The 20,245-nt window shown below is 60.9% G+C and carries 14 protein-coding genes; 4 read left to right on the top strand and 10 right to left on the bottom strand.

All coding sequences use genetic code 11. The features are described 5' to 3' along the window. Positions 1–214: 214 nt before the first annotated feature. Positions 215–1,081, bottom strand: a complete 867-nt coding sequence (locus tag ACYQ54_RS19305; RefSeq protein ID WP_460085534.1) for a protein-methionine-sulfoxide reductase heme-binding subunit MsrQ — start codon at positions 1,079–1,081, stop codon at positions 215–217. Between ACYQ54_RS19305 and ACYQ54_RS19300 the strand changes: the two genes are divergently transcribed. Continuing rightward, positions 1,080–1,292 (top strand): hypothetical protein, encoded by a 213-nt coding sequence (locus tag ACYQ54_RS19300; protein ID WP_460085532.1) that lies wholly within the window; start codon positions 1,080–1,082, stop codon positions 1,290–1,292. The genes ACYQ54_RS19305 and ACYQ54_RS19300 overlap by 2 nt on opposite strands. 175 nt (positions 1,293–1,467) lie before the next feature. Here ACYQ54_RS19300 and leuD read toward each other — a convergent pair whose 3' ends face one another. From leuD to ACYQ54_RS19285, 3 genes are all read right to left on the bottom strand, one after another. Further along, a complete protein-coding gene (leuD, locus tag ACYQ54_RS19295) occupies positions 1,468–2,073 on the bottom strand; it encodes a 3-isopropylmalate dehydratase small subunit (protein WP_460085531.1) in 606 nt (201 codons plus the stop codon). 39 nt (positions 2,074–2,112) lie between these two features. Further along, complete coding sequence (gene argC, locus ACYQ54_RS19290) at positions 2,113–3,063, bottom strand: N-acetyl-gamma-glutamyl-phosphate reductase (protein WP_460085529.1); 951 nt, start codon at positions 3,061–3,063, stop codon at positions 2,113–2,115. Between the two features lie 139 nt (positions 3,064–3,202). Then, on the bottom strand, positions 3,203–3,769 hold the full coding sequence (locus ACYQ54_RS19285) for a peroxidase-related enzyme (protein WP_460085528.1): 567 nt from the start codon (positions 3,767–3,769) through the stop codon (positions 3,203–3,205). 107 nt (positions 3,770–3,876) lie between these two features. Between ACYQ54_RS19285 and ACYQ54_RS19280 the strand changes: the two genes are divergently transcribed. Continuing rightward, positions 3,877–8,688, top strand: a complete 4,812-nt coding sequence (locus ACYQ54_RS19280) for an NAD-glutamate dehydrogenase (protein ID WP_460085527.1) — start codon at positions 3,877–3,879, stop codon at positions 8,686–8,688. A 351-nt stretch (positions 8,689–9,039) separates the two neighbouring features. Beyond that, positions 9,040–10,410: an MFS transporter gene (locus ACYQ54_RS19275; protein ID WP_460085525.1), complete on the top strand. Its 1,371-nt coding sequence runs from the start codon at positions 9,040–9,042 to the stop codon at positions 10,408–10,410. Between the two features lie 115 nt (positions 10,411–10,525). Here ACYQ54_RS19275 and ACYQ54_RS19270 read toward each other — a convergent pair whose 3' ends face one another. The 5 genes from ACYQ54_RS19270 to htpX all read right to left on the bottom strand — a co-directional run bounded on the left by ACYQ54_RS19270 (position 10,526) and on the right by htpX (position 18,962). Further along, positions 10,526–12,637, bottom strand: a complete 2,112-nt coding sequence (locus tag ACYQ54_RS19270; protein ID WP_460085524.1) for a methyl-accepting chemotaxis protein — start codon at positions 12,635–12,637, stop codon at positions 10,526–10,528. Between the two features lie 229 nt (positions 12,638–12,866). Then, positions 12,867–14,483, bottom strand: a complete 1,617-nt coding sequence (gene purH / locus ACYQ54_RS19265; RefSeq protein ID WP_460085523.1) for a bifunctional phosphoribosylaminoimidazolecarboxamide formyltransferase/IMP cyclohydrolase — start codon at positions 14,481–14,483, stop codon at positions 12,867–12,869. A gap of 75 nt (positions 14,484–14,558) precedes the next feature. Continuing rightward, complete coding sequence (locus tag ACYQ54_RS19260; RefSeq protein ID WP_460086105.1) at positions 14,559–16,235, bottom strand: heparinase II/III family protein; 1,677 nt, start codon at positions 16,233–16,235, stop codon at positions 14,559–14,561. Between the two features lie 209 nt (positions 16,236–16,444). Next, a complete protein-coding gene (rsmB, locus tag ACYQ54_RS19255; protein WP_460085522.1) occupies positions 16,445–17,821 on the bottom strand; it encodes a 16S rRNA (cytosine(967)-C(5))-methyltransferase RsmB in 1,377 nt (458 codons plus the stop codon). A 163-nt stretch (positions 17,822–17,984) separates the two neighbouring features. Then, complete coding sequence (htpX, locus tag ACYQ54_RS19250; protein ID WP_460085520.1) at positions 17,985–18,962, bottom strand: zinc metalloprotease HtpX; 978 nt, start codon at positions 18,960–18,962, stop codon at positions 17,985–17,987. 156 nt (positions 18,963–19,118) lie between these two features. Here htpX and ACYQ54_RS19245 point away from each other — a divergent pair, with 156 nt between their 5' ends. Continuing rightward, on the top strand, positions 19,119–19,382 hold the full coding sequence (locus ACYQ54_RS19245; protein ID WP_460085519.1) for a DUF1674 domain-containing protein: 264 nt from the start codon (positions 19,119–19,121) through the stop codon (positions 19,380–19,382). A gap of 149 nt (positions 19,383–19,531) precedes the next feature. Here the strand turns inward: ACYQ54_RS19245 and ACYQ54_RS19240 are convergent, their stop codons facing one another. Then, positions 19,532–20,188: an SGNH/GDSL hydrolase family protein gene (locus ACYQ54_RS19240; protein WP_460085517.1), complete on the bottom strand. Its 657-nt coding sequence runs from the start codon at positions 20,186–20,188 to the stop codon at positions 19,532–19,534. Positions 20,189–20,245 lie beyond the last annotated feature (57 nt).

The following is a 20,245-nucleotide window of genomic DNA, read 5'->3' as shown; positions in this document are numbered from 1 at the left end:
CCTGGTGCTCGGCGGACCTTCGAATTCCCTGGAGAAAATCCCCAACCGTCACCGTCATTGCCGGACCTGATCCGGCAATCCGTACCGCGACCGCGCCACACTGCCACGCTCATTCGGAAGATGAAGGTGATCGGCATGGATCCCATGGCCGAGCCATGGGATGACCAGGGTAGAGGATCACTTCGCTACACTTGATCAAAAGGTCGTTGAACCCTTACGCCCGTTTCAGCCCCAGCTTCGGGCCGAGCAGTCCGCCAACCCATTGGACAATTGCCGCGGCACCAACGCCAAGGCCGATGATCCCGACCCAGACTGTCGGTCGGATCGCGACGGAAATGGCAAAGTTTGCCTGAAAGACCCGATCAGCCGGAATGCCGGTGGCAAGAGCGTACCAGGCATATTCGATCCCCGCCGTACCCGCTGCCGCAAAACCCGCACAAACCACCAGCACCAGCGGATTGGCCAGGCTGAAGCCCGTCCTGACCGCCAGCCGGTAAACCATCAGCAGCACAAAAAGGCCGGCCATCAGGGTGGCCTGCGTCACGTCCGATTTGGACTGCAGGAAAAAGTGGAACAGCATGAGACCGCCGATCGGGTAGACCAAGGCGTGCAGCCGCTGCCAGTTCCGTCCCAGCTTGCGGATGGCGGCATCGAAGGAGGTTGCTCCCAGAAGCGCAAGTCCGAACAGCGCAACGAAGCCGATAGTGAGATAGAAGCGCAGAACGATTTCGGAGACGACCTTGCCGAGGTTCCAGCTTTCCTGGGCCGCATAAAGTCCAAGATGAAGCAGCGCATAGGCAAGCACCGTCACGCCAAGCATGCGCCGCACGCCGACAATTCTGTTCCAGGAGAAGATCCGCCTGAGCGGCGTGACGGCGAGGGTCACAAGCAGGAACCGCACCGTCCAGTCACCGCTGGCGTGAAGTTCCATCTCGAAAGGTTCCGGTAGCACCGGCCCGAAGGCGAGGCTGTAGAAGATCTGCAATGCCGGCAGCAGCACGGCGATGAAAACAGCCAGTCGCAAACCGGATAGGTTGCCGCGCCGGTCGGTCCAGGGAGCGTAGGAAGCCAATGTCGTCATGTTCATGCGTTCGAACTATCGCACGAAACGTTCAAGGACACTGAAAAGCTTTTCAAGCCTGCGTGAAGACAAGGAGAGCCAACAGGGAAGGCGAGGCGAACGGCAACGCCGAGCAAACCAGGAAGCTCATGCCAACAACCTCACCGTCATTGCCGGACTTGATCCGGCAATCCATGCCGCGATCGTCCCCTACGGCATGGCTCATCAGTAGGCGGGAGCGATCGGCATGGATCCCATGGTCGGGCCCTGGGATGACACTAGAGTGATTTAGCTGTCATCCGCCCTGTCGGGTGTCAACCCTATCCCCATTCAATCCCGCCAGGGCCCTCACAACGAAAAAAGCCGGGTCGCGAGACCCGGCCTTTCAAAAGACGTTGCAGTCCGGGTCAGACCCAGGGGCGATCGTTGCCCATCTTGCCTTCGAAGGTGTCGATGTCTGCCGCCTTGGCCATGGTCAGGCCGATGTCGTCGAGGCCGTTGACCAGGCAATGCTTGCGGAAGCTGTCGATCTTGAATGCGATGTCGCCGCTTTCCAGACCCTTGATCTCCTGGTTTTCCAGATCGATGGTCAGCGTGAAATTGGCGCCGCGCTCTGCCGCATGCATCAGCGTGTCCAGCTCGTCTTCGGAAACCTGGATCGGCAGAATGCCGTTCTTAAAGCAGTTGTTGTAGAAGATGTCGGCGAACGACGTGGAGATCACGCAGCGGATGCCGAAATCCAGAAGGGCCCACGGTGCGTGCTCGCGAGAGGAGCCGCAGCCGAAATTGTCGCCGGCGATCAGAATTTTGGCATTGCGATAGGCGGCCTTGTTGAGAACGAAGCTCTCGTTCTCCGAACCGTCGTCGTTGGTGCGCATTTCATGGAACAGCGCGGTGCCGAGACCGGTGCGCTTGATCGTCTTCAGGAACTGCTTCGGAATGATCATGTCCGTGTCGATGTTCACGATCGGCAACGGTGCCGCGACACCGGTCAGGGTCTCAAATTTTTCCATTCTTCTTCTCTCCTGAAAGGCCTGAAAACGGATGCCCGCTCACGCAGCAAGGCTGGTGGTCTGGTCGACACCGAGCATCAGATTAAGGTTCTGGACGGCCGCGCCGGACGCGCCCTTGCCCAGGTTGTCGTAGACCGCAACAATCGCGGCCTGCGCCCTGGCGTCATTCGCAAAGACATGCAGATGCAGCTTGTTGGTGTCGTTGAGCGCCTGGGGGTTGAGGCTGTCGGATTTTTCGAGCGCCTCCAGCGGCGCAACCTCGACGAAACCGCCAGGCGCGGACGCGAAATGATCGGCAATTGCCGCATGCAGTTGCTCGCCGGTCGGAACGGTTGCCAGTCCCGCCAGGTTGAGAGGCACCACAGTCAGCATGCCCTTGTAGAAGTCGCCGACCGTCGGGGTGAACAGCGGCGCGGCGTCAAGCAGGCCGTATTCGGTCATTTCCGGCAGGTGCTTGTGATTGAAGCCGAGTGCATAGGGCGCAAAGGAATTGGCGCTGGCGCCAGCGGCTTCATAATCGGCAATCATGCCCTTGCCACCACCGGAATACCCGGAAATGCCGAAATAAGTCAGGTTGAAGTCCGAAGGCAGCAGCTCCGCGGCAATCAGCGGACGGACCGCGGCGATCAGGCCCTGCGGCCAGCAGCCCGGATTGGCGACACGCATGGCCGCGGCGATGATGTCGGCCTGGTCCAGGTCCATTTCGGCAAAGCCATAGGCCCAGTCCTCGGCAACGCGGTGAGCGCTGGACGCATCGATCACGCGGGTGGTGTCGTTCTCGATCAGGGCCACGCTTTCCTTGGCCGCCGCATCCGGCAGACACAGGATGGCGATATCGGCCTTGTTCAGGAAGTCGGCCCGCGCCGCCGGATCCTTCCGGCTTTCATCCGGAATGGAGATCAGCTCAAGGTCGCGGCGCATGGCAAGGCGCTCGCGGATCTGCAGACCCGTCGTACCGGCTTCACCATCGATAAACACGCGCGCAACCATCGCCCGCTCCTCTCCCTCTCAAGATCGCCCTGACTTTCGAACCGCAAGGCACGAACGCCGTCAGGCCGATCGGTGCAAAATCGCAAGCGTCATACACCCAATCGCGCGGCTTGTCACCGCCGCGCGCCACTCCGTGATCTCAACGGGCTCTTGAGTGATACTCATCATTCGGCCGCATGTCGGACGCCGCCGCCACCCGGTTGGACATGTTGAAAAAGCCCGTCACCGAGGCGATATCCCAGATGTCGCGATCCGTGAAACCGACATCCCGCAGGGCCTGCCGGTCACTTTCCACGATTTCTGCCGGCTTTTCCGTCAGCTTGACGGCGAAGTCCAGCATCGCCCGCTGCCGGGGCGAAAGATCCGCGACCCGGTAGTTCATCACCATCAGTTCACCCAGCACCGGGTCTCCTGAAAGCTCGCGCACCGCGGCTCCATGGGCCGTCAGGCAATAAAAACAGCGGTTGACCGCGGATACCGCAACGGCAATCATCTCCCTCTCAAGCTTGGAGAGCGCACACTCGCCCAGCATGAGGTCGTTGTACATGTCGGTGAAGGCGCGCAGCTTCGTTTCATCGAAGGCATATGCCTTGAGCACGTTGGGTACGAGCCCCAGCTTCTCATGGCATAGTTCGAAATAAGCCTGTGTCTTTTCACTCAATGTTACATTTGAATCGATTTGCAAGGCCGTGACTTTACTTGACAATTTGGTCCTCCCGTCATGAAACCGTTTATGTCGCTGAAATATGAACTTAAGTCTTAGAACGAGCCAGCGACAGAGCCAAACCATAAGATCGCCTAAGGGGATGGAAAATGCCGGACAAACACGACGTCGAGAAACTGAAACTCATCGACGCGGTCCAAGCAACCTTGAATCAGGAAGATCCGGCTCTCGCCGAGTTTTCCCGCGCCTTTTATGACCGGGGCGCAGCGGAAGACCTCGTAGCTTACACCGCGGAAGAGCTGATAGGCTTTGCCCGTGATGCCTGGCAGGATTTCCAGAACCATGAACTCGGCACACACCGCGTCAGCATCGCCGACCCGGCGTTCAAGGCCCAGGGCAGCAAGGTCAAGGGCGTCTCGATTATCGAGATCGTCAATGACAACATGCCGTTCCTTGTCGATTCCGTCATGGACGAGCTGCAGGAAAGCAAGATCGAGGTGCATCTGGTCCTGCACCCGATCTTCATCGTGGAACGGGACGACAACGGCAAGCTGACATCGGCCACCGCCCGCAAGAAGCCACCGAAGCGGACCGACCGGCAGGAAAGCCTGATCCATATCCATGTGACCCGGCTCGATTCGCCCGAGGCACGCGCCACTCTCAAGGCGCGGCTCGACACGGTTCTGACCGATGTTCGTGCCGTGGTGTCCGACTTCAAGCCGATGCAGGAACGTCTTGCGGAAGCCATCGATACCTACAAGACCACGCAAATTCCCGGCAGCAGCGACGAACTGTGGGAAGCTATCCACTTCCTGGAGTGGATGGAGAACGACAACTTCATTTTCCTCGGCATGCGCGAATACATGTTCGAAGGCGGTGTCGAGGAAGGCGAGTTGTCGCCTCATGAAGGCACAGGCCTCGGTCTCTTGTCCGATCCGGACGTACGTGTGCTCCGCCGCGGTACGGAGTTCGTGCAGATCACGCCGGAGATCCGCGAGTTTCTCAAGAAGCCCGAACCGCTGATCATTGCCAAGGCCAACGTGAAAAGCACCGTGCACCGGCGGGTGCACATGGATTACGTCGGCGCCAAGCTCTATGACGACGACGGCAACATGAACGGTGAACTGCGCATTGTCGGCCTTTTCGCCTCGACCGCCTACACCGAGCCGACCAGCACCATTCCGTTCCTGCGCCGCAAGGTTGCGAGTGTTCTGGCCCGGGCCGGTTACGGGTCGGAGAGCCACTCCGGCCGAGCCCTGCGGAACGTCCTGGAAGCCTTCCCGCGGGATGAGCTGTTCCAGATCGAGCGCGAGCGCCTGTTCGACTTTTCCATCGCAATCCTTCAGCTGGACGAGCGTCCGCGCATCCGCGTGCTGTCACGCCCGGACAAATTCGACCGTTATGTCTCCATCCTGGTCTTCGTCCCGCGTGACCGTTACTCGACCGAAGTGCGCCTGAATGTGGGCACCTATCTGGCGTCGGTCTATGAAGGCCGCGTCTCGGCCTGGTATGTCACCTATCCCGAAGGACCGCTTGCGCGCGTCCACTACATCATAGGACGCGATCGCGGCGAAACGCCGAAGCCACAGCAGGAAGAGCTGGAAGCCGCCGTTGCCGACATGGTGCGCACCTGGTCCGACAGCGTGCGTGATGCGCTCAAGGATGAATTCGCGCCCGCCCAGGCCCGCAAGCTGGCCGACCGCTACGCCCTGTCGTTTCATGGTGGCTACAAGGAAGTCTACAACGCCCAGTCCGCGCTGTTCGACATCGTCCAGCTGGAAACCTTGACCGGCAAGAGCGACACCACGATAACCTTCCACCGGCAGGCAGGCACAAGGGACAACCGCCTGTCGCTTAAGGTCTATCACCGCGGTTCGCCGATCCCGCTGTCCGCACGCGTGCCGCTGCTGGAAAACATGGGCTTCCGGGTCATCAACGAGCGGACCTACCGCATTACGCCCGCAGATGCGCCCCTGTCCTATCTCCATGAGATGACGCTGGAATCGCGCAGCGGCGAGGACATCGTCTTCGCCAACCAGCTGCAGTCACGGCTGGAAAGCATGTTCATGGCGGTCTGGACCTCGCTTGCGGAAGACGACGGTTATAACCGCCTGGTGCTGACGGCGGATCTCGCCTGGCGCGACGTGGCGGTGATCCGCGCCCTGTCGCGGTATCTGCGCCAAGCCGGCATCCGCTTTTCCGAAGACTACATGTGGTCCACGCTCAACAACTATCCGAAGGTCGCGGCCAAGCTGGTGGAACTGTTTCACCTGCGCTTCAACCCGGATGTCACCGAAAAGGACCGGGATCTCGGCACCGAACGGCTGGAAGGCGAATTGACGGCCGATCTGGAAGAGGTCGCCAGCCTTGATGACGACCGCATCCTGCGCCGGTTCCAGAACACGATCGAATCCATCCTGCGCACCAATTTCTACCAGCTCGACAAGAAGGGTCAGCCCAAGCCGACCTTCGCCTTCAAGATCGACAGCCGCCAGATCGACGACCTGCCTCAACCGCGTCCGTTCCGGGAAATCTTCGTCTACAGCCCCCGGGTGGAAGGTGTGCACCTGCGTTTCGGCATGGTTGCCCGTGGCGGCCTGCGCTGGTCCGACCGCCCGCAGGACTTCCGCACCGAAGTGCTCGGCCTGGTGAAGGCACAGCAGGTGAAGAACGCGGTGATCGTCCCGGTCGGTGCCAAGGGCGGTTTCGTACCCAAGAACCTGCCGCCGATGAGCGATCGCGATGCCTGGTTCAAGGAAGGCACCGAAAGCTACAAGATCTTCATCAACGCCCTTCTGGATGTGACCGACAACCTGGACGAGGACAAACTTCTGCCGCCGGAGCGCGTGCAGCGCTACGACGGTGACGACCCCTATCTGGTGGTGGCAGCCGACAAGGGCACGGCGACCTTCTCCGATACGGCCAACGGCATTTCGGAAGGAAGGCACTTCTGGCTGGGCGATGCCTTCGCGTCCGGCGGGTCGGCCGGCTACGACCACAAGAAGATGGGCATCACCGCACGCGGCGCCTGGGAGGCGGTCAAGCGGCACTTCCGCGAGATGAACCGGGACATCCAGACCCAGCCCTTCACGGCGGCCGGTGTCGGCGACATGTCCGGCGACGTCTTCGGCAACGGCATGTTGCTGTCGAAGGCAACCAGACTGATCGCGGCCTTCGATCACCGCGACATCTTCATCGATCCGGATCCGGACCCGGCAAAGACCTGGGAAGAGCGCAAGCGGATGTTCGACCTCGGCCGCTCGTCCTGGAAGGACTACAACACCGACCTGATTTCCAAGGGTGGCGGCATCTTCTCGCGCCAGCTGAAGTCCATTCCGCTATCACCGGAAATGCAGTCCCTGCTCAACCTGAACAAGGGCAGCGCAACCCCGCAGGAAGTCATGACCGCCATCTTGAAGATGGAAGTCGACCTGCTGTGGTTCGGCGGTATCGGCACTTATATCCGCGCCAGGTCCGAGACCGACGCGGACGTGGGCGACCGCGCCAACGACCCGATCCGCATCACAGCGTCGGAAGTCGGCGCCAAGGTGATCGGCGAAGGCGCCAACCTCGGCCTCACCCAGCTTGCCCGTATCGAGTTCAACAAGAAGGGTGGGCGCAGCAACTCCGATGCGATCGACAATTCCGCCGGGGTGAACTCCTCGGACATGGAGGTCAACATCAAGATCGCCCTCGGTGCCGCGGTAAAATCCGGCAAGCTGACCATCGAGCAGCGCAACGAACTTCTGGCCGAAATGACCGACGAGGTCGCCGAACTCGTGTTGCGGAACAACTACCTGCAGACCCTGGCCATCTCCATGACCGAACTGCGCGGCATGGAAGACTTCGGCTACCAGGTGCGCATGATGCGCCAGCTGGAACAGGCAGGCCTTCTGGACCGGGTGGTCGAACAGCTGCCGGACGAGGCAACACTCGACGAGATGCGCAAGGCCGGGTTGCTGCTGACCCGCGCCGAACTGGGCGTGCTGCTGGCCTATGCCAAGATCACGCTTTACGACGCGCTGCTGGAAAGCTCCGTTCCGGACGACGATTATCTGGCCCGTGAACTGTTCCGCTATTTCCCGGACCAGATGGCCGACACCTACAAGGACGAGATCAGCGGCCACCGCCTGCGGCGTGAAATCATCGCCACGATGCTGGCCAACTCGATGATCAACCGGGGCGGGGCGACCTTCATCACCCGTCTGCGTGACCAGACCGACGCGACCGCGACCGAAATCGCTCAGGGCTTCGTCGCCGTGCGCAACAGCTACGACCTGACCGACCTCAACACGGAGATCGACCAGCTCGACACCAGGATCGACGGGGGCCTGCAACTGGAGCTCTATTCGGAAATCCAGTCGCTGCTTCTGGAACGGGTGGTCTGGTTCAAGCGCAACGTCTCCTTTGACAAGGGTCTGTCCGCAGTTGTCGAACGTTTCCGCGCGGGCATTGCCGCACTGCGCGACCGCCTGGAAGCGGTGTTGCCGGAAGAGCCCGCATCAGTCCTTGCGGAACGCACCGCCGCCTATGTCGACCAGGGCGTTCCGGAAAGCCTCGCCCGGCGGATCGCCTGGCTTCCGGCGGAACGGGCCATTCCGGACATCGTCATCGTTTCGGAAGAAACCGGGGCCGATTTGGATACGGCGGCAAGAGCCTATTTCGAGGTCGCCCATCACTTCCAGCTTGGTGCGATGCTCGAACTCGCCAACGACCTCGACGTACGGGACTATTACGACGGACTTGCCCTCGACCGCGCGCGGGCAATGCTGGTCTCCGCTCAGCGTGCCCTGGCCATCTCCGCAGTCCGTGCAGGCGGCTTTACCAGCTGGCTGGAGGAACACGAGACGGAAGTGGGCCGGCGCAAGCGTTCGGTCTCCGAAATCCTGGACGGCGGCCTCAGCGTGTCGAAATTCTCCGTGGCGGCAAGCCTGCTCGCGGAAATCTGCGGCACCGCGTAACCGGGCGGAACACAACAACAGGGCCGGCACTTCCCCTGCCGGCCTTTTTTGATTTCCTTTAAGCACCCAGAGCAAGTGGCCCATCCTTCGAGACAGCGCTACGCGCTTCCTCAGGATGAGGTGATATGTGTTGCCAGGCTGGTGAAAGGCCTACCTTCCCACACCCTCATCCTGAGGAGCCGCGCAAGCGGCGTCTCGAAGGATGGGCCGCATACGCCAACCGAAACTCTCTCCTGCAACAGACACCGGATTTTCGCAAACGGCTGTAGGCTTCAGGTCCGGGAAGCGATAGACATGAATGAGTTGGGCCTGTCCCGGTCTTGATCCCCCAGGCAGCGAGTTGCCCTTTCCATGACAACCGTTTCAGACATTCCTTTTCAGGCGTCCGACAAGCGCGCCGTTCTTTCCTGGGCGCTGTTCGACTGGGCTGCGCAGCCTTTCTTCACGCTGATTACCACCTTCGTCTTTGCGCCTTATTTTGCCTCGACTCTTGCCGCGACCCCTGCGGAAGGCCAGTCGCTATGGGGATATGCCACTGCCGCCGCCGGGCTTTGCATTGCCATTGCAGCACCGGTTCTGGGGTCCGTCGCGGATGCGACCGGACGGCGAAAACGCTGGATCCTTGTCTTCTCGCTGCCCTTCGTCATCTGCTGCTGGGCCTTCTGGTACGCCACCCCGGGAAGCCCGAATGGCATCGCCATCGCACTCGTCGCCTTTGCCATCGGCACGCTGTCCATCGAGATCGCAACCGTCTTCAACAATGCCATGATGCCTTCGCTGGTGCCGCCGGAACGGATCGGTCGCCTGTCCAGCTTCGGCTGGGCGCTCGGCTACGCCAGCGGCCTTGTTACCCTGTTGATCGCCCTCGGCTTTTTTGCTGCCAGCCCTGAAACAGGCAAGACTTTGCTCGGTTTTCAGCCGGTTCTCGGCCTTGATCCGGTCACCAGCGAGGGCGATCGCGCCGTCGGTCCATTCTCTGCGCTCTGGTACCTGGTCTTCGTGCTGCCAATGTTCCTGTTCGTGCCGGATGTGCCGCATCAGGCCAGGATCGGCCCCGCCATCCGCACAGGCCTTGCAAACCTGCGTACGAGCCTGGCGCAGGCACGCGCCAACCGGAACATCTTCCTGTTCCTTCTGGCCAACATGATCTTCAAGGACGGGCTCGTCGCCCTCTTCGCGTTCGGCGGCATTTATGCCGCGGGACAGCTCGGCTGGGGATCCATCGAAATCGGCACCTTCGGCATCATCCTGACCATCACCGGAACGCTCGGCCTGTTGCTCGGCGGGCCGATGGACGACCGTTTCGGCGCAAAACCGGTAATCGTTTTCTCGCTTGTCGTTCTGATGGTCTGCGGCCTCGGCATGATCTCCATCGACAAGACCACCGTGTTCTTTGTCGTCAAGACCGCAGCCGCGCCCGAAGGTGCCCTTTTCGCCTCCCTGCCGGAACAGGTCTTCATTGCACTCGGCGGTGTCATCGGTGCGGTGTCCGGCCCCTTGCAGGCCTCGTGCCGCAGTCTTCTGGTCCGGATCGCTCCACCGCAGCACGTGACCCAGTATTTCGGCCTGCTGGCACTGTCCGGAAAAGTCACCAGCTTCCTTGCCCCGCTCACCGTCGGCGTCGTGACCGCCCTTACCGCCAGCCAGCCGGCCGGCATGTCCGTCATCCTGGTGTTTTTCGGGGTCGGCCTGATGCTGCTGCTGAGGGTGAACGAGCGCTGACGCGATCGTGTTCTTTTTTCCTCAAAGAGGCTACCCAGCCGCTGCTGTCACCCCTCCCAAACAAAAACGCGCCGGAAAACTTCCGGCGCGTCTGATGTTTTGATCTGGTCTTGCGTCAGGCAACCTGGCGAACGCTGGACAGGAAACCTTCGACTTCCTGCTTGAGCCGGTCGGCTTCGGTCTGCAGGACGTTGGCGGAGGCCGAGACCTGACGGGCGGCATTGCCGGTGTCGTCGGCGGAGGCTGCCACCTTGACGATGTTCTGCGCAACTTCCTGGGTGCCGTTGGAGGCTTCCTGAATGTTGCGGGCGATCTCGTCGGTGGCAAGACCCTGCTGCTCGACCGAGGACTGGATGGACGAGGAGATCTCGTTCATCTTTTCGATGGTTTCGGAGATGCCCTTGATCGCGTCGACCGACCCGGCGGTTTCCGTCTGGACCGACTGGATCTGCAGAGAGATTTCCTCGGTCGCCTTGGCGGTCTGGTTAGCCAGTTCCTTCACCTCGGCGGCCACAACGGCAAAGCCCTTGCCCGCTTCGCCCGCTCGTGCTGCCTCGATGGTTGCGTTCAGTGCCAGGAGGTTGGTCTGTTCGGCAATGTCGGTGATCAGCTTGACCACTTCGCTGATCCGGTTGGCAGCTTCCGCGAGCCCCTCGATCTTGCGGTTCGTCGACTGGGCCTGCTCCACTGCGTGAGACGCAATTTCGGTGGACTGGGTCATCTGGCGGGAGATTTCACCGACGGATGCCATCAGTTCCTCGGCTGCCGAAGCGACCGTTTCCACGTTCGAAGACGCTTCTTCGGACGCAGCGGCCACTGCCGTGCTCTTCTCGCTGGTGTCGTCGGCACCCGCCGTCAGCGTCATCGACGCCGCGTTAAGGTCCTGCACCTGGTTCATCACAGTCTGCGTCAGTTCGGAAATCTGGCGGTCGAATTCCTGCGACAGCTCGCTGATCTGCTCTGCGCGCGCCAGCTGCTGACGCTGTGCTTCTTCCTGCTCGGCGGACAGCGCCTCGGCGTGCTGCGCCTTGTCGCGGAAGACTTCCAGAGCCTTGCTGATCTCGCCGATTTCATCGTGACGGTCCGTGTCGTGGATCGGTTCTTCATAACGGCGGTCGATCAGCGCCTGAATGCTGCCCACTGCGCGTTCCAGCGGACGGCGGACAATGGTGTTGCCGACGAGATAGATGGACAGGGCCACCACGATGAGCAACACGACACCGACGCCCACGATCATGGTGGTGATCGAGGACGAAGCCGCATTGAGGGTCGACAGCGGCACGTTGACCACCACGGCCAGCTTGGCATCGGTACCGGTCACGCTCACCGGCATGACGATGCGGTGAACATCCGTGCCGAGCGTGTTGGAATATCCGTTGTAGGCAAAAGGCTCGCCGTTCTTGACCGCGGCCAGCAGCTTGTCCTGTACGGCGAGATCGGCTTCAGACCGGCCTTCCATCCAGGGCTTGCCCAGAACCGCCGGGTCGGCATGCGCAATCCAGACACCATTCTGCGACAGGAGATGAACCGATCCGGTATCGAGCGGCCGCTGCTTGCCGAGCACTTCGGACAGCGGGGTCAGGAGAATGTCGCCGCCGGCAACACCGATCACCTTGCCTTCGTTTCGGATCGGCACCGAGAATGATACGCCAGTGACCGTCTTGCCGTCGGCTTCCCAGCTATAGGGCTCGGTCATGTAGTCCTTGCCGGACACATAGGCACCGTTAAACCAGAGTTCGTCGGTTGCACCCAGATCTCCGACGTTGATCTTCTCAATGGGCCGGTAAGCCAGGGAGCCATCCGCCTTGCGGAAGTAATAAGGCTGCCATTCGCCGCCTTCAGCCCATTTCTCGTCACCCTTGAACTCGGCGTCCTTGCCGTCGAGCCGATCTTCGGTAATCACGCCCCAGGTGCCTGAAAGGTCCTTGTTGGTCAGTGTCAGGTTTTCGACAACGGCGTTCCAGGCTTCGCGGTCAGCCACACCGGCCTTTTTCATGCCGCCGAGGGAACTTGCCAGTGCCTGAGCCGATTTAAGGCCGTTTTCCAGGCCCCGTTGCACGAATTGCGCCTGCTCGCGCGCCACGGTCTCGGCTTCAGACCGGGCCAGGTCTCCCGTAATGCGGGATCCTTGCCAACCAATAAAGCTGATGCCGACCACCAGCGCGACCGTCAGAGCCGCCGCACTGGCACCAATGAGCTTTGTTGTGACCTTCGCTCTTCTAAACACCGGTAATCTCCGCGAATCGCAAGAAAACAGCAGGCGAATACCTGCCGAAGCTTACTGCAGACTACCTGTTGGGCGTTAACAAGGTCTTCAGCGGGGCCGCTTTTCTTAACGGACCCTGTCATTTTTTACAGTATTTTTAGGTCATTAGCTTGCTGATGTTTTGCAAGCGCAAAAGAAGTGCCGGCTCACACGGAAACTGGCGCTTCAAGTCGTTGACGAATACCAGACCTCAGTGCCGGAAGTGACGCATGCCGGTCATGACCATGGCAAGGCCCGCTTCGTCGGCCGCGGCAATCACGTCGTCGTCGCGCATGGAGCCACCCGGCTGGATCACGGCTGTCGCACCGGCCTCGGCTGCGGACAGGAGGCCGTCGGCAAACGGGAAAAACGCATCGGATGCAACGACGCAGCCTTTCGTGAGCGGTTCGGAAAGACCTGCGGCCTCGGTCGCGTCCAGCGCCTTGCGGGCTGCGATGCGGGCGGAGTCCACCCGGCTCATCTGGCCGGCACCGACGCCGACAGTTGCCCCGTCCTTGGCATAGACGATAGCGTTGGATTTGACGTGCTTGGCAACCCGGAAGGCGAACTTCAGATCGGCGAGCTCCTGCTCGCTCGGTGCGCGCTTGGTGACGACCTTCAGATCGAGATCGTCGACCACACCATTGTCGCGCGACTGGACCAGAAGACCCCCGGCAACCGACTTGACGAACAGCCCCTTGGCACGAGCATCGGCAAGGCCGCCGGTAACAAGCAGACGCAGGTTCTTCTTGGCCGCGATGATTTCCCGCGCCGCGTCGTCGGCATCCGGTGCGATGATCACTTCGGTGAAGATCTTGACGATCTCTTCTGCCGCGGCAGCATCCAGCGTCTGGTTCAGAGCGACGATACCGCCAAAGGCGGAAACCGGATCGCAGCGCAGGGCCAGCTCATAGGCGTCCTTCAGGCTGGCGCTTTCTGCCACACCGCACGGATTTGCGTGCTTGATGATGGCAACGGCACTGGTGCGGGCCGGATCGAACTCGCTGACCAGTTCAAACGCCGCATCAGTGTCGTTGATGTTGTTGTAGGAAAGGGTCTTGCCCTGCAATTGCCTGGCCGTGGCAACACCCGGGCGCTTTTCTCCCGTGGTGTAGAAGCCCGCGGTCTGATGCGGGTTTTCGCCATAGCGCATGACTTCCGCAAGCGCACCGCCGACGGCCCGGTGGGCCGGCGTTGCCTCGTCCAGTTGATCCGCCATCCAGTTGGAAACAGCAGCATCATAAGCGGCCGTCCGGGCGAACGCCTTTTGAGCCAGCTTCTTGCGCAGGGCGAGCGGTGCCTTGCCGCCATTGGCGTCGAGTTCGGAAATAACCGCGTCGTAGTCTGCCGGGTCGGTGACCACGGTGACATAGGCATGGTTCTTGGCAGCGGCACGGGTCATGGCCGGTCCGCCGATGTCGACGTTCTCGATACCGGTGGCATAGTCGGCACCGGAGGCGACTACATCTTCAAACGGGTAGAGATTGCCGCAGAAAAGGTCGATGCCGACGATGTCATGCTCGTTCATCGCCTGCTGGTGGTCGGCGTCGTCACGGATCGACAGCAGCCCGCCATGGACCTTCGGATGCAGCGTCTTCACTCGTCCGTCCATGATTTCCGGAAAACCGGTGACTTCGGAAATGTCCAGAACCGCGAGTCCCGCTTCCTTCAGCGCCTTGTAGGAACCGCCGGTGGAAACCAGCTCTACACCGCGCTCGGAAAGTGCTTTTGCAAACTCGACAAGACCGGTCTTGTCGAAGACGGACAAGAGAGCGCGCTTGACGGAAACCAGCTCGGGAACGGGTACGGCTTTGGACACAATGGCCATGAATTTGCCTCGCAATTGGGGACGGTCCGGGAGTTGCCGTCGCCCTATCACGTCTTCAGCCAAAGCGGAAGATCCCTATTCTTCCAGCGGCAGTTCGTCGAGCTCGTCGAAATCGCTGGTTCCGCGCCGGCTGAGTTTGGCCGTCGCCGTCTTGCGGAACTGCCATCCCACCGAGGGTGCCTCCAGCACCGCGCCGGAGATCACGATCTGCTCGGTCTTGCGGTGGCCGTAAACGTCGGACAGATAGATGCTTTCTTCCAGCATCACTTCAGTGCCCGGTGCTTCGAATTCCCATGCTTCGCCATCCCGGCAGACCAGCAGCACGGCCGAGCCGCCCCGGATGAGCGAGCTGCGCAGGCCCGGATGCAGGTGGAAACGGATGGCATATCGATTTTCCTGGTCCACAGGACCGATTGCCGAGAACGTATCGATGCCGTCCAGCACTGTTCCGTCGCCCGCAAGGCGGATGTCGCGCTCGTGCAGGACATGGAATTCGCTCGCATAGCCATCATGAGATGCCGTGATGCGGCTGCCCGCGGCATCGTCTTCCCGCTCCACAGGCACCCTGACCGGTCCGGACAGGATTGGCGCGCCCAGGATATGCCCGAACGGCCGGTCGGACAGGAACCGGCAGGAGGAGGTGTCCTCGATCACCGCCGTCGAATGGGCGGCCGTCGAGCGGCTGACCCGGCGCCAGGCCGGATTGGATTTCGGCGAAACCCCGCAATTGACCACGATCCGGTTGTTGCCGGACGAAAACTCGAAGGAGAGACAGCCCCCGTGCGCATCGCCCGACACACCGATGGCAGGCGCCGGACCGGTATCGATCAGCACGACGGAGGTTCCGCCAACCAGGCGCTGATACCCGGAATGCGGTGCGTTCTGCGGCGGAGCACCGCGCGCATCGTCATAGGCCAGAATGGTTGCGACAAGATCGCTCGGGGTCGAGCCCATGCCGTTGAAATGCGCAAGGGCGCCGTCGCCATGACGGAAAAATCGCAGTAGCGGCATCATCCGGTCCACCGACTGAACCATGGCCGGCGGCACTTCCAGTCCTTGCGCCACGAAGGCCTGCCGAACCGGCAGAAGGTCGGCCAGAATGTCTATCAGTGCCCTTGGATTGCGTGAAATATGCCCGCCGTCGGGCAGAATCTGGCGCGTCAGCTCCTGATCGAGGCGACGAATGCTCTGGCGCGCGAAGCGGCCTTGCCCGGCCATGGAAATGCAGGCCGAGGCCATGGCCAGCGCCGCATGCAGGCGCTCAACGCCGTCTTCCGTTTCATTGATGGTCTGGCGCAGATAGCGCACCTGACGAGCCAGTGACCGGACGAAGTTGCGGTAGAACTCGTGGTCGCCGTCCTGAAGAATGAAAGGCGAATGCGCCAGCCAGGACAGGATGCGGCGGGCGACGACCGATGCTTCCCAGCCGATGTCGTGCCAGCGCCCGCAGAACTTGATCCAGTCTTCCACCAGTGCCCGGGCGTTTTGTCGGGAAATCTGGCTGTCGGCGGCCCTGAGGTCCCGCATCCAGCCGAAGCTGTGCAACTCGCGCTGCCAGTCTTCATGCACGGCCTGAAGCTCGAAGGGCGATCTGCCTTGCGTTTCCACCAGGTGACCGGAGAAAAGAAACCGGCCGCCGTAGATATCGGCGGCATTGGTTGCGTCAGCCGTGCGCAGATCCTGCGGCGCGATAAGCAGGCGCGCAGGCACAGCCGAAAACGGCTGCATGCGGAACAAAGGCCCGCCATGCATCCATTTCAAGGAGCGTTGCCAAATATGCAGGGCCACAAGCCGCCAGATACGGCTTCTTTCACTCAGGCTTGCACTATTCACCAAACCATCTCCAAAACTGATGGTTTCTGCGCGTTTATGGGGAATCTCCGGTATCTAGTTCGGGAAACGAAGCATTAAGGTTAGCATTTCATTTAAAGAATCATTGCAAGTGAACAGTTTATGCCGCGTTAAAACCGGCGGAATCTTGCCGCAAAAAAGCCGTCCAGGCCCTTGCTCACAGGTTCCAGGGCGGCACTGTGGCAGGGCAGACAGCGAAGATATCCTTCTTTTGTAACACATTCGGCAAGGCCACCGACGTCCGCGGCTTCAACCGGAACCAGTTCGATTTTTCCAGCCTGCCGCTCCAGAAAACCGGAAACCTGGGTTTCGCCTTCCGCAGCCTCCAGCGAACAGGTGCAATAGACAATCAGGCCGCCCGGCTTGACCCAGCCGAGCACCCTGTCCAGCAGCTCGCTCTGGATTTCCGTCAGCTTTTCAATGTCATACGGCTTCTTGATCCAGGGCACATCGGGGTGCCGGCGGATTGTGCCCGTTGCACTGCAGGGCGCATCGAGCAGGATCGCGTCAAAGAGCTCCTCCGGCTCGAAGGCTCTGAGATCCGCTGTAACCGTTTCAACACTCAAGCCGAGCCTGGTCATGTTCTCTTCAAGACGTTTCAGGCGCGCCTTTGAAATATCAACCGCAGTGACAGAAGCTCCAGCGGCCGCCAGCTGCGCGGTCTTGCCGCCCGGCGCCGCGCAAAGATCGGCAACACGCAGGCCCTTGATGTCGCCGAGAAGGCGGGCAGGAAGCGCTGCTGCGGCGTCCTGCACCCACCAGTGCCCGTCGCCGTAACCTTCCAGAGCATCGACAGCGCCCTTGCGAACAAGCCGGACGCTACCCGCGCCGACGATCTGGCCGTCCAGCTTTTGTGCCCACTCTGCCGGGTTCACCTTCACCGACAGATCAAGCGCAGCTTCGTTTTCGTGAGCCCGGGCGATGTCACGGGCAGTGTCGGCGCCGTAAGCAGACTGCCAGCTTTCCATCAGCCAGTCGGGCGTGTTCAGAACAGCAGCATCGAGATCGGCGGTTACTTCGTCCCGTTCGCGTCCAAGACGCCGCAGCACGCCGTTGACCAGACCCTTGTAGGGCCGGGCCCGGCGGTCCAGACCCGCATGGTCCACCGCAAGCGAAACGGCTGCGCGGTCCGGAATGTCGAGAAACAGCATCTGGGCGATGGCCACATGCAGGATATCCAGGACGCGGCCAGTCTTTTCCGGGATCGGCCGGTCAAGCAGCCGGTCGAGGATGTCGGCAATTTCACCGCGGTGACGCAAGGCCGCGCCGATGATCGCACGCACGAGAGACCGATCGTTGGCGGCCAGGGCGCGAAAACCGGAATGACCCGAGGCGGTATCCAGCTCACCATCGAGCGGCCGTTTCTTGTGAACGACGTTGCCAAGAATATCGGCAGCCACCTTGCGTGCGGCAAATCCGGGCTTTTCAGCCTGTTCCGGCGCCGGTTTGCCTGAAGGCTTCTGTTTGTTGTTGGGCCGTTTGGTCAAGGGTCAATCCATTCACGCGGCCGGCCCTGCGGATGCGGCCGGTATCAAAATCAAGCGCCGCAGACCGGTCTGCCGGTCGCGGCGCATCCGGTCATTCTAAAGCCGGGTGGTCATCCGGCAAAGTTGTTTTTGTCAAGTGGCTGAGCTTCAGGGGCTTTGGAGCTTATCCCCAAGGCCCTTTCGGGCGGCGCGGCGCGGTCGACGGCCCGGTTGGACCGGCTCCGCCCCATGGGCCGGCCTGTTGCGGTGCCTGGCGGGTAAACGACATGGGACCGCTTCTGCCGCCTCTCCCGCCGGTGCCAAGACCCGCATCGGACAGTTTGCGCAATTCGTCGATCCGGTTCTGGGTGTTCGGGTGGGTAGAAAACAGGTTGTCCATGCGCTCGCCCGACAGAGGGTTCATGATGAACATATGCGCGGTTGCCGGGTTCGCTTCCGCATCCGGATTGTGGATATGTTCGACACCGCGCGAAATCTTCGCCAGTGCGGACGCCAGCCACATCGGTTCACCGCAGATTTGGGCACCCATCCGGTCGGCCGCATATTCACGTGTTCTGGAAATCGCCATCTGCACGACCATCGCAGCCAGAGGCGCCACGACCATCATCAGGATAACCCCGACAAAACCGAGTGGATTATTGCGGTTGCCGCCGAAAAAGAAGGCGAAGTTGGCCAGCATGGAGATCGCACCGGCAATTGTTGCCGTGATCGTCATGATCAGCGTGTCGTGGTTCTTCACATGGGCCAGCTCATGGGCCATCACGCCCGCAATTTCCTCGGGCGTCAGCATGTCGAGCAGACCGGTTGTCGCCGCCACAGCCGCGTTTTGCGGGTTCCGCCCGGTCGCAAAGGCGTTCGGCTGCGGATTGTCGATGATGTAGACCTTGGGCATGGGCAGGTTGGCATTCTCCGACAACTGCCGGATCATGCGGTAGAATTCGGGCGCAGCGCGCTCGTCCACTTCCCTGGCATGATGCATGCGCAGGACCATCTTGTCCGCGTTCCAGTAACTGAACAGGTTCATGGCTGCGGCAATGAGCAGCGCGATCAGCATGCCCGACTGACCGCCGATCATGAAACCGATCCCCATGAACAAGGCGGTCATGCCCGCCAGAAGCATTGCCGTGCGAATATAGTTCATCGCCGCTTGTTTCCGTTTCTGTCCTGTTTTCGACTGCTTGCATCAAGGCCCAGAATGGCCTTTGTATCCGTCCAACAGATGGGGAGTGCTGCCATTCTTGGCAAGATTACCCTATATACGCCTGACAAGACTGCAAACCGAACGACCTGAAGAGCCATGACAGAAACACCGGACAGCCCGACGAACGGCTACAGCCAGAGCGACGCTCCTTCCCTGAAAACCACTGTCGAGGAAGCTCCGAAACGGAAATTCGAGGACCTGCCGCCGGCAGCCCAGCGCGCCTTGAAGGAAGCTGAAGAACGGCGCAAGGACATCGACGCCAGGCAGCAGGACCTCGCCAAGGAAGTCAATGGCAGGGGTGGTCTTGAACCGACCCGCTACGACGATTGGGAGATCAAGGGACTGACGTCGGATTTTTGAAGCGAAATCCGCCTGTTCCACCGGCAGGAATCGTTGGCACCGGCAACAGCAAACCGGCTTGACGCTCTCGCGGCGGAACATCTTGCCTGACCCCTTTGTCTGGCCTGTGCCACCCGGCACATGTTTCGCCCTGAACCCGATTTGCGCATTCAGCTTGCCAGTTTCAGCACTTCCGCGGCGACAGCCTTGGCGAGGTCGGCCTGCGGTTCCGCTTCGAAATGAACCGCATCAATCGGACTGGCCGAAATGACCGTTCCTGTATCGAAAAACGCTGCACCATATTCCGCCGCTTTTTCCTTGTAGCAGGCAGCCAGACGATGGGATTCGGCGACGCTCTCGTCACTGAACTGTGCCACGTAGGGCGTACCCGCCAGCGGCGCGAGCGGGGGTGGTGCCATCAGCAGCACTTTCGGCGCCCTGCCTTCGACATCGTCGGTCGGCCTTCGGGCGAAATCCAGCAGGCGACCCATGGCAATCGCGATCGTTTCCGCATTCATGCCGAAGCGCGCCTGAAGGTCGTTGGTGCCGAGCATGATGATCAGGATATCGATCGGCATGTGGGTCTTGCGAACGGTCGCCAGGTGGGCAAGACCGTTCTTGTCACCCTTGACCGGATCCTCGAACACGGTGGTTCGGCCGTTGACGCCCTCTTCAGCCACGTAAAACCCGTCGCCCAGCTCTTTCTGGAGCAGCCTTGTCCAGCGCACGTCGTGACCGTAGCGGGATTTGTCGATCGGATTGAATCCCCACGTGAGTGAATCGCCAAAGCAAACGACGCTGGTCGGGTCTTTTGTTGTTTTCGACATCGTAGAACCTGTTCAGGTGAGCCCAGTCTTGAAAAAAGCCAGGCAAAGTTCGTTCTC

It is taken from the genome of Roseibium sp. LAB1 (assembly GCF_054658235.1).
This window is presented reverse-complemented; position numbering and strand designations above follow the sequence as displayed.